A 9,692-nucleotide genomic window follows, 5' to 3' on the forward strand; every position below is an offset into this window, starting at 1 on the left:
AACCAAGCAAGAACCAAAAAAAGAGTAATTTCAAGGGCTGTTTAGCCTTTGAAATTACTCTATAAATTGTTCATCAACAGGATTTGACAAAGAGCCATTAAACTTGTCAGGGCTTTAATCGTGCTCCTGAAATTAATTTCCGGAGCCACTTATTCATTATTCATACGAAAGTTCCAGTAAATAGAGCTGCTTCTTTGGCAAGTACCCGGTCGTAATCCAGACCTCACGATAATCAGGCTTGCCCTTCTCGGTCATATCGAAGAAATAGTCCAGCAACTCACCATGCATGCTGACAAAGTGGTTAGACATTCGATTAACCATCAAGCGTCCTTCCGGAAAATACGTTTCCCGGTTTGCAATTGCGACATGATCAGGAATTCCCATCGTGATGACGTTCGAATACTCACCCTTTTGAAAGTGGACCTCTTCCGGGTGTCGCGTCACGTAAGTCATGACATTATAAATAGAATCCGAATTACTTGCCAAATGTGGCCATCTCCTCTTCAATCTTCTTATGCACGTTCATTATAACAAATCTGATTTATGACGCCACCATTTCACAAAATTCATAAAAAAAGAGAACGGTTCGCCGTTCTCTTTTAAGCTTAAAGTCGTTTGGTTAATTCTTCGCCAAGCTCTTCATAACCGGGCTTGCCAAGTAAAGCAAACATGTTTGATTTGTAGCTTTCCACACCAGGTTGGTTAAATGGGTTAATTCCGTTTAAGTAACCTGAGATAGCAACGGCTACTTCAAAGAAGTAAATTAAGTAACCCAACGTATAAGCCGTTTGATCTGGAATGTGGACGCTCATATTTGGCACGTCTCCGTCCGTATGGGCAAGGACAACACCTTGGAAGGCTTTAGTGTTCACGAAGTCCATCGTCTTGCCTTCAAGATAACCTAAACCGTCAAGATCTTGGTCTTCCTTTGGAATATCAACATCGTGGTTAGGCTTGTCAATCACGATGACAGTTTCCATGAGGTTTCTAAGGCCTTCTTGGATGTATTGACCCAATGAGTGCAAATCAGTTGAGAAGTTAGCAGATGAAGGGTAAATGCCCTTTTGATCCTTACCTTCTGATTCACCCATCAATTGTTTCCACCATTCAGCGAAGTATTGGAGGTTTGGCTCGTAGTTTTCGAGTAGTTCAGTGGTGAAGCCCTTACGGTACAAGATGTTTCTCAAAGCAGCGTACTTGTAAGCTTCGTTTTGACTTAGATCAGGGTTCGTGTAGGCCCCTTCTGCATCAGCAGCACCCTTCATAAGTTGATCGATGTCTGCGCCTGAAGCAGCAATTGGTAATAAACCAACCGCAGTTAAGACGGAGTAACGGCCACCAACGCCATCAGGAATCACGAAGGTTTCGTAACCTTCAGCATCTGATTCTTGCTTCAACGCACCGCGAGCCTTGTCGGTTGTGGCGTAGATACGTTCCTTCGCACCCGCTTCACCATACTTAGCCACAAGGCGTTGCTTAAAGATTCTGAATGCAATTGATGGTTCCGTTGTCGTACCTGATTTAGAAATGACGTTAACGGAAAAATCACGGTCGCCAATTAAGTCGATTAAGTCATGAATGTATGAAGGACTGATAGAGTTACCCGCAAATAGAATTTGAGGCGCATCACGTTTTTCATCAGGTAAGTAGTTGAAGAATGTGTGGTGCAAGAAGTCCACCGCCATCTTGGCACCCAAGTATGAGCCACCAATTCCGATAACCACTAAAACCTTTGAATCAGATTGAATTTTTTTTGCGGCCGCTTTAATGCGAGCAAATTCATCCTTATCGTATTCCGTTGGTAAATGTAACCAGTCACGGTATTCATTACCGGCACCAGTACCGTTACGTAACTGATCATCAGCAGCGTTAACCATGGCTTGCATTTCGCCCAGTTCGTTGTCGTGGATAAACTTATCTAACTTGGAATCATCAAACTTAATATGGGACATCTTCGTAACCTCACTTTTAATTGATAAACTCATTATAGATTAAAACACAAAAAAAATAAATGGTCTAGCCCATTTATTTTTGTGTTTGATTTTATTTCATTAAACTCAAGATGACACCACCGGCAATAACCATCAGCGAACCAACAGTGACATAAACCATTTCGCGCGGTGTTTTCTTTTCGCCAAGTAGGAAAATACTTCCGAATGTCGAAATAACAATTCCCATTTGAGCAAGTGAGTAACTGATAGCAAGTCCAACAGCTGGGATTGAGAAGAACATGAAGAAGTTACCTAATCCCCAAACCACACCAGTCACGATGTTTTTGTAAGTGCCTTTTGATAAAGGTTCCTTGTTAAGGGCGTAAACCAATGCACCTAAGAACATCCCTAAGGCTTGTGGGAAAACGATAGCCTTAGCATCCACGTTAGCATAGTTAACCACAACTGTGTAAAGCACGTAACCAATCGTTGAGAACGTCAAAGCCCAAACTCCAGCACCAACATGGCTGCTAGCTTTTGAAATTGGAGATGCTTTTGAATCACGTAATGACGTCAAAGCAGCCCCAGCAATCAAAATGATTACGGCAATCATTCCAGTTGTAATCATGGAACCGGTTGTCCATTCATGAAAGAGGATCACTCCGGCAAACGCATTACCGGCTAATTGCAAGCCTGTCGAAACAGGAACCGTCTTCGAAATCCCGATGGCCTTCATGGACTGGAATTGTCCTAATTGACCAAAGAACCAAAACACACCAGATAGAAGTCCAGCAATCCAGACCTTTCCTGTCAACGTTGGGTGGAACATCACCAGACTGAATAGTCCGAATACAACGGCTCCCATGGTCATCCCCAAAGTTTGTTGACTTGGTGATCCCCCCATTTTTCCACTGATAAGTCCAATACTTCCCCAGGCAAGAGCTGGCACTAATGCAATTAAAATTGTCATGAAAATTTCCTCTTTCTTTTCAGCTTTATCTAAACTTATGAAAGCGTTTTAAATATTAACGCAAGTAATAGTGTACTAGATTTTGGCCAAAAAGAAAAGATTGTTTTCTCAAAACAATCTTTTCACATACCTAATATCGTTTTAAAATAACGGCTTTGAGCGAATCTGCATGGCGAAATTCACTTGATATTGTGAAATCTGCCTCATTATCCAATCGCTGTTCAACCTTGAATTCACCGTTGGTTGATGCAACCAACTCAGAGATGACCGTGTTCATTTTCTTCTCTGTCATATCCGTGTCACGAATCATCACAATCAATTCGCCACCCTTTTTGGTCACCGTTGCTGCTTGAAGTAGCAAGTCTTCCAGGTCTTTTTGCAAACTGAAGTCGCGTTTCTTACCACGCAAGAAAGCTGGTGGATTCACACTCACCGTATCAAATTGAAGCTCATGCTTGATGGCGTAATCCAAGTAACCAAAGACGGCCATCGCACGGGTTTCATGCCCATCGCTCAACGTTTGGTTCAGAGCTAACTGATCATCTACCAATTTGATGGTGCGCTTAGAATCATCGACAGTAACGGTCTTTAATGCCCCACCAACGGCGGCTGCAATCGTCAAACCGGATTGGCCAGCAAACAGGTTCAAATACGTCGACTTATCACTACGATCCTTCAATAACTGACGAACGTGACGGTATTCCAACGCAGGTTCAACCACTGGCGTTCCAGTCAAATCAATTGGAAATTGAATACCATTTTCAGTAATGGTTGAAGGAAGGCGTTTAGCATCCCCCACCACAATCTGGTTCGTTTCTTGATGGCTCTTATCCCCACGACGGCGAACAATCACCGTGTTTGGTTTGTTGATCACATCATTAAACGCACTCATAATCAAACGATTCTGTTGGTAAAGCGCATCGTTGTCGTAGGCAATGACGTAATTGTTTTCAAAAACATCAATTGTCAAGCCACCTAACCCGTCACCAATTCCGTTGAACAAGCGGTAATTCTTAACAATTCCGCCACTTAATAGGTTTTGACGACGCATAAGGGCTGCACGGAACAACTTACTAAAGAAACGTTCGTCGATGTCCTCGTTTTCCTTGATGGACAGAATCCAACCGATACCACGGCCCGCCTTGGCAAAATAACCCTTGGCGACAAAGTGGTTATGGCTAACTAGAGCAATCCATTCACCCTCTGTAAAATCCTTAGGGTTGACCAAATCGTCCTTGTCAATGACGGGATAGCCGCCCTCAAACTTTCGTGCTGATTTACCATTAATTTCTATTTTTTTCAATATGACACTCCTTCTTATTGTCCGGGTTTCTTCTTCGACTGGAACTTATCCGGGAAGATAATTGTAAATGTCGTTCCCTGATCAGGCTTACTTGTCACTTCAATCGTACCACCATGCTGTTGAACCAGCTGATGAACGATGGCCAAACCAAGCCCCGATTCCCCGTACTTGGCATTTCGAGATGGGTCCGCTTTATAATAACGTTCCCAAATATTAGCCAACTGCTCCTTGCTCATTCCAATTCCCGTATCGCTAATCCGAACAATTGTCTCCTCAAACCCACGTTGGGCATTGATTGTAATCGTCCCGTTTTCGGTGAATTGGATGGCGTTTTGGGTAATGTTGAATATGATCTGAACAAAGCGGTCATAGTCCGCATATACCGAGATCTGTTTTGGCACCTGAAGCTCTAGTGTATCATTTTTTGCCTCAGCTTTGCGCTGTAATTGTTCAACTAAATTGGTGAAAGCGTCAACAGCGTCAAATTCTTGCTTATTTAGGCGGATTTTGTTGGCACGAATATTTTCATAATCGAGGTTCTCGTTCACTAATCGAATAAGTCGGTTAGTTTCATCGCGCATGAGCTTAATGCTTTGTTCTTTACTTTCTTCAGGAATGGCATCGTAAGCTAGCCCTTCCAACAACCCATTAATCGTGGTCAACGGCGTCCGCATTTCGTGTGCTGCATCCGCCATAAATGTTCGGCGTCGTTCCTCTTGGTGCTTAATTTCTTCACGGGACTCCCTCAACGAACTAATCATGCCGTTGAAATCATTAGTCAAATCGTCAATTTCATCCCGATGATTCGTCTTAAGTTTGACGTCGTAATTTCCCTTCGCCACCTGCTTGGTTGCCCGTCGTAAGCGATTGATTCGCATGTTCGAAAAACTGGCCAGTAAGAATGCAAATCCCAGCGCCACTAAACTCGAAATAATCAGCGGTCGAATCAAATTTTTATTAATTTGATTGATGTTGGTATTAATGTCGGAAATAAAGGCCCCCACCCGAATCACGGCAATTAAGCGTTTATTGCCCTTGTTATTGGTGTAGAAATACGGCTTCAAAATATCCGTCATCGCCGGTTGGGGCTGACCATTCTGCCGATTGACGTTGCGGTCCGCCACCTTGTGGACAATCTCACCCTTCTGCAACTTTTTCCAGTCTCGCGTATTGATCTTGGACATATACACATTGTCTGGGAAAACTACCGCATTTCGGGCATTATATACCGTAAAATGGACCGATTGATTTTGCAGCAATAGTTCACTGCTTTCCAATGAATCCGTATCAAACGACACCCGACGATTATTCTGCGCAGAAACGCGAACAGCCTGTTCTACTAAGCTGTTCGCGTACTTTTCAAGGGTTGACCAAGTATTCATATACACCATGGAGCGCGTCGAGCGTGAAAACGAAATCCCCAACAAAATAAGCACGGTGGCAATCACCGCGAAGAAAGCTAGCATTTGTTGGTAGATTAATTTCATTTATCTTCGACCCCACTATCATCAAATCGGTAACCGACACCCCAAACAGTTTGAATAATTTGTGGGCCGACCTTTTCGATTTTTTGCCGTAATTTCTTAATATGTGCATCAACAGTTCGTTCGTCACCGTAGTATTCGTAGTTCCAAACTTGTTGTAACAACTGTTCCCGCGAGAACACCTGACGAGGCTTTTGCGCCAAGGCCCGTAACAAATCAAATTCTTTGGGCGTTAAGTCATCAATTGGTTCGCCGTTTAAATAAGCTTCACGGGTATTGCTGTTCAATTTAAAGTGATCCGTCTTGATATCGAAGTTATTCGACTCATTAGCGGAACTTGTGTCCAATCCTGATTCGCTAGGAGCAGCCTTGGTTGTCCCCAATTCAGCTCGGCGATGTAACGCCTTGATTCGGGCAATTAGTGTAATTGGTGAAAATGGCTTAGTAACATAGTCATCTGCACCCATTTCCAAGCCCAGCACTTGATCACTTTCGGAATCGCGCGCCGTTAACATGATAATCGGGACAGTTGGCGCTTGTTTTCGAATCTCAGCCCCAACCTGCATTCCATCAATTCCTGGCAAGTTCAAGTCCAATGTAATCATATCCCAACCTTCAGGATCAGAGCGGAACATCTCGAGTGCCTCATTGCCATCATATGCAAAATGAGTATCCCAATCTTCTTTTTGAAAAAATATCTTCATCATTTCAGAAACAGATTTATTGTCTTCAATCATTAATAATTTCATGTTTTCCTCCTCTATTGCTGAGGTGTTAATAGATGATCGCTTTGGCACCCATCCCACGCCATTTGCCCATCAGCGCCTGGTTGGTTGGCGTCAATAGATAATTAGTGGTTGGATCCAACAAGAAGACATGATGGTGAGTGTAACCCGTCAACATCATGATGCGATTCTCAGCGTTTTTTGGTCGCGACAGCCATAAAATAATGGGTTGTCCTCGTTGAATCTGGTGATGGATAAGTTTCAAGCTATCCACATCCGTTAACCTTGCCGTCGGTTTGACTTCCTGAACCTGAGTCAGAATTTCGAGCGGGTTAACGCCCACAAAGTCTTCATCTAGCAGTGAGACATCCAAAAAATTGTTCCAGGCCTTCAGCACCCTAGCACTAGCGGATTGATGCTTGTCGAGGACTTTAGCTGGCATGATATCCAAACGTCGATAATGACGGACCAACGCCTTCTTTTGAATCCAGCCGACAGATTGATTGTGGTAACTAAAGTGATACCAAACGCGGTCCCCATAAAATCGCAGCCAGTCCACTTTAATTTCCTCACCGAGATAAGCTTTTGGTAACTCCTCAATTTCAGTAAGCTGTTCACCTGTTGCAAATTCATCTTTAATAAATCGCTTTCCAGCGACCACGGGTTTGATTTTCACAAAAAACGGAGTTGGTTTCTCTTCCGCAACGATCCTGGTGTTCATCGATTCATCTCCAACGTAAGATTATACTTATTATACTACTGAAGACAGACCCGAAATACAACTATCTGGTGACTATGTTAAGATGTTCTTGAAACTAATTTAGGAGGATGGATCACATGACAAAAGCACTTGCTTTCTTTGATTTAGATAACACCTTACTAAACGCCGAGACCAAATTAGACGACGAAGTGGTGGCCGCACTGGACCAACTCCGTGCTAACGACGTGGAACCCGTGATTTCGAGTGGTCGAAATATCTTTGAGATTACCGAAATTATGAGGAAGTCGAAAATTGATACGGTTGTTTCTGCCAACGGTTCTTACGTCATCAACCATGGCAAACCCATCTACAAAGCTGAATTCACTGATGAACAAATTGAACGTTTTAGTGATTACGCCGGTAAACACAATAACGCTTTTATTGAATTAAACGACCAAACCTCTCGGATGAATGAGTTTTCCGAGATTGCTGAAAATGCCTTTAACAATGTTAATAGTCCCGTTCCATTGATTGACTATAATTTTTATAAAACGAACCCGATTTACATGATGATTGTGCTGACTAAACAACGTGAAGACGACGAACGCTATAAAAAAGATTTTAGTGAGGACTTTACCTTTTATCGTAATACCCCATTTAGCATGGACATCGTGACCAAGGGTGGCTCCAAGTGGGTCGGAATCTCTAAGTTGCTGGAGCTACGAGAATATGCTGGTGCATCCACCTACGCGTTCGGAGATGGCAATAATGACATTCCAATGTTGGAATACGCTGATCATGCTGTCGCAATGGGTAACGCCCTTCCTCACGTCAAGCCATACGCCGAATTTGTCACAACTAATAACACCGATCATGGGATCGTGAACGGTTTGAAGCATTTTGATTTGATTTAAGTTAAGCGGAATCCTTTAACGAACCCTAGTTTTGTGGTATATTTAGATGTACTAATTTGGGGTCGTTATGGATTCGACATGTATAGGTCGAACCTGGATTGCGTTTCGTAGCGGGAATCTACGTCATCACTTCCCACCTAAATTTATAACTGCAAATAACAGTAATAAATCTCTTGCATTAGCTGCCTAATAAGCGCTAAGTGAGGATCCTCCTAACTTTGTCCATGGGTTAGATCTGGGTCTCAAAATTAAGTGGACTTACGCTAGTTGCTCCCACCTGAAGTGACTAGAAGAGACTAATCAGGTTAGCTAATCACGGTTGCCCTGACATATGGCGTTTTGATTGGTGAAGTTAAATAATATGCCTATGAGCGTAGATATCCGGGTGGCGATATGCTTGGACGCGGGTTCGACTCCCGCCGACTCCATTTAGGGCTTTTGCCCACTTTCATAAACAGCTAGGAACCTTGTTATATCAACATTATAGCAAGGTTCTCTTTTTATCCAATAATAGAGAATTTAGGTCAAATAGTGGTCAATATAGTGGTCAAATTAGTGATCAAATAACACACATATTATTCAACATAAAACCAGCGGTGGTAGGGCATGAGCTAGATGAATTTCTAGCTCTTTTATTTTGGGATAGTGGTCAATCTAGTCAATTTCTCCGAAATAGCGTTAATAATCTCACTGTCGAAAACTCGGCAGTGAAATAGGTCTCCTCAAAAATGAGGACACCCACTTTAGTGAACATGCTTTTCACGGCTCGCCATTTTTGGCGTGCCAGATTTTAGATACCTCTCCCCAAAATTGGGGACACCTCTTACAAACGTTCTCAACAAGATCCAACATGGTCAACTGTTTCACGTGACCATTTTAGTTACACAATAATATCATTTACTATCATTCATACCAGTATTTACCAGCACTGGTTAGTAAATAATGTAAGGTTTTGTCAGGTTATCAAAGTCAAAAAAATACTAGGTTTTACTAGGCTGTAAACATCAAAAAATGCTAGCAAATGCAAGCATCCACTTAGGATAATGCTAGGTTTTGCTAGGTTTTCCATACTAGTATCTACTAGCGCTATCCACGTTATAACAGCACTTTGATCAAATGCAACACGTTGCACCCTTAGTTTACTTTTGTGTGCACCCTTTTTGGTTTTGTGTGCATACAAAAAGCACCCATAAAGAGTGCTTTATAAAATCGTTAATTCATCTTATTTTAAATGGTTAGCTTCTTTAAAGTCGCAAATAAGTGTCTGGAATGCTTTCTTTGACATCCTATTTTTACCAGTAGTCTGGGGAACTGGCGATATTGGTGGCAATCCACCATATTCAGTAACGCCATCATGTGTATATGGTTCGCTAGCAAGCATCTTTTTAATGCTTTCTTTTTCGGTATCATCATAATTATTCATACATCCCCCTTTTAGGGTGTCAGAAATGTCAGGATAATCTTTTTTAGGGGCTCGGAAATCTTGGGATACTTTTTTAAATGGCAGATTGCAAGAAATAACTTGAACAAATTTAGTAACGCAGATTACGCAAAAAGATCTCAATCGGTGTTCGCCAATTTAAACATTTGAGTGGTCGGCAATTCAAATACCAGTTAATTTGAATCAATTCATCATCGGTAATCTCATCAATCGGTTGACCTTTG

9 protein-coding genes, 1 other RNA gene and 1 pseudogene are annotated in these 9,692 nt (G+C 42.3%); 2 read left to right on the plus strand and 9 right to left on the minus strand.

Annotation, left to right across the window (positions count from 1 at the left end):
* Window positions 1–156: 156 nt before the first annotated feature.
* From LOSG293_RS09010 to LOSG293_RS09040, 7 genes are all read right to left on the minus strand, one after another.
* On the minus strand, window positions 157–486 hold the full coding sequence (locus LOSG293_RS09010; RefSeq protein ID WP_034529558.1) for a hypothetical protein: 330 nt from the start codon (window positions 484–486) through the stop codon (window positions 157–159).
* A gap of 119 nt (window positions 487–605) precedes the next feature.
* The gene (locus tag LOSG293_RS09015; protein WP_034529560.1) at window positions 606–1,952 is read right to left on the minus strand and encodes a glucose-6-phosphate isomerase; all 1,347 of its coding nucleotides are present in this window, start codon (window positions 1,950–1,952) and stop codon (window positions 606–608) included.
* 91 nt (window positions 1,953–2,043) lie between these two features.
* Window positions 2,044–2,901 carry a GRP family sugar transporter gene (locus LOSG293_RS09020; RefSeq protein ID WP_034529563.1) on the minus strand — a complete coding sequence of 286 codons (858 nt, stop codon included), beginning with the start codon at window positions 2,899–2,901 and terminating at the stop codon, window positions 2,044–2,046.
* Window positions 2,902–3,031: 130 nt separating this feature from the next.
* Window positions 3,032–4,204, minus strand: a complete 1,173-nt coding sequence (locus LOSG293_RS09025) for a class I SAM-dependent methyltransferase (protein ID WP_034529565.1) — start codon at window positions 4,202–4,204, stop codon at window positions 3,032–3,034.
* Window positions 4,205–4,218: 14 nt separating this feature from the next.
* Window positions 4,219–5,691 (minus strand): ATP-binding protein, encoded by a 1,473-nt coding sequence (locus LOSG293_RS09030; protein ID WP_034529568.1) that lies wholly within the window; start codon window positions 5,689–5,691, stop codon window positions 4,219–4,221.
* Window positions 5,688–6,437, minus strand: a complete 750-nt coding sequence (locus LOSG293_RS09035) for a winged helix-turn-helix domain-containing protein (RefSeq protein ID WP_034529570.1) — start codon at window positions 6,435–6,437, stop codon at window positions 5,688–5,690. Before LOSG293_RS09035 ends, LOSG293_RS09030 begins: the two co-directional genes overlap by 4 nt.
* A gap of 25 nt (window positions 6,438–6,462) precedes the next feature.
* Window positions 6,463–7,134, minus strand: a complete 672-nt coding sequence (locus tag LOSG293_RS09040) for a GW dipeptide domain-containing protein (RefSeq protein WP_034529573.1) — start codon at window positions 7,132–7,134, stop codon at window positions 6,463–6,465.
* A 116-nt stretch (window positions 7,135–7,250) separates the two neighbouring features.
* Between LOSG293_RS09040 and LOSG293_RS09045 the strand changes: the two genes are divergently transcribed.
* Together LOSG293_RS09045 and ssrA are read left to right on the plus strand one after the other, a co-directional pair.
* The gene (locus tag LOSG293_RS09045; protein WP_034529575.1) at window positions 7,251–8,027 is read left to right on the plus strand and encodes a Cof-type HAD-IIB family hydrolase; all 777 of its coding nucleotides are present in this window, start codon (window positions 7,251–7,253) and stop codon (window positions 8,025–8,027) included.
* A gap of 58 nt (window positions 8,028–8,085) precedes the next feature.
* Window positions 8,086–8,458, plus strand: a transfer-messenger RNA (tmRNA) gene (gene ssrA, locus LOSG293_RS09050).
* A 791-nt stretch (window positions 8,459–9,249) separates the two neighbouring features.
* On the opposite strand, the gene LOSG293_RS09055 is transcribed toward ssrA, so the two are convergent.
* Window positions 9,250–9,450: a hypothetical protein gene (locus LOSG293_RS09055; protein WP_034529577.1), complete on the minus strand. Its 201-nt coding sequence runs from the start codon at window positions 9,448–9,450 to the stop codon at window positions 9,250–9,252.
* Between the two features lie 109 nt (window positions 9,451–9,559).
* A pseudogene (locus tag LOSG293_RS09060) lies at window positions 9,560–9,692 on the minus strand (IS30 family transposase); the annotation flags it as partial.

Origin of the sequence: Secundilactobacillus oryzae JCM 18671 (genome assembly GCF_000740055.1) — a bacterium.
GTDB classification, from domain to species: Bacteria; Bacillota; Bacilli; order Lactobacillales; family Lactobacillaceae; genus Secundilactobacillus; species Secundilactobacillus oryzae.

Excerpts from the sequence above, each read along its gene's own strand:
- LOSG293_RS09015 (WP_034529560.1), bottom strand. The coding sequence starts at position 1,952 with ATGTCCCATATTAAGTTTGATGATTCCAAGTTAGATAAGTTTATCCAC.
- LOSG293_RS09055 (WP_034529577.1), bottom strand. The coding sequence starts at position 9,450 with ATGAATAATTATGATGATACCGAAAAAGAAAGCATTAAAAAGATGCTT.
- LOSG293_RS09035 (WP_034529570.1), bottom strand. The coding sequence starts at position 6,437 with ATGAAATTATTAATGATTGAAGACAATAAATCTGTTTCTGAAATGATG.
- LOSG293_RS09030 (WP_034529568.1), bottom strand. The coding sequence starts at position 5,691 with ATGAAATTAATCTACCAACAAATGCTAGCTTTCTTCGCGGTGATTGCC.
- LOSG293_RS09045 (WP_034529575.1), top strand. The coding sequence starts at position 7,251 with ATGACAAAAGCACTTGCTTTCTTTGATTTAGATAACACCTTACTAAAC.
- LOSG293_RS09020 (WP_034529563.1), bottom strand. The coding sequence starts at position 2,901 with ATGACAATTTTAATTGCATTAGTGCCAGCTCTTGCCTGGGGAAGTATT.
- LOSG293_RS09040 (WP_034529573.1), bottom strand. The coding sequence starts at position 7,134 with ATGAACACCAGGATCGTTGCGGAAGAGAAACCAACTCCGTTTTTTGTG.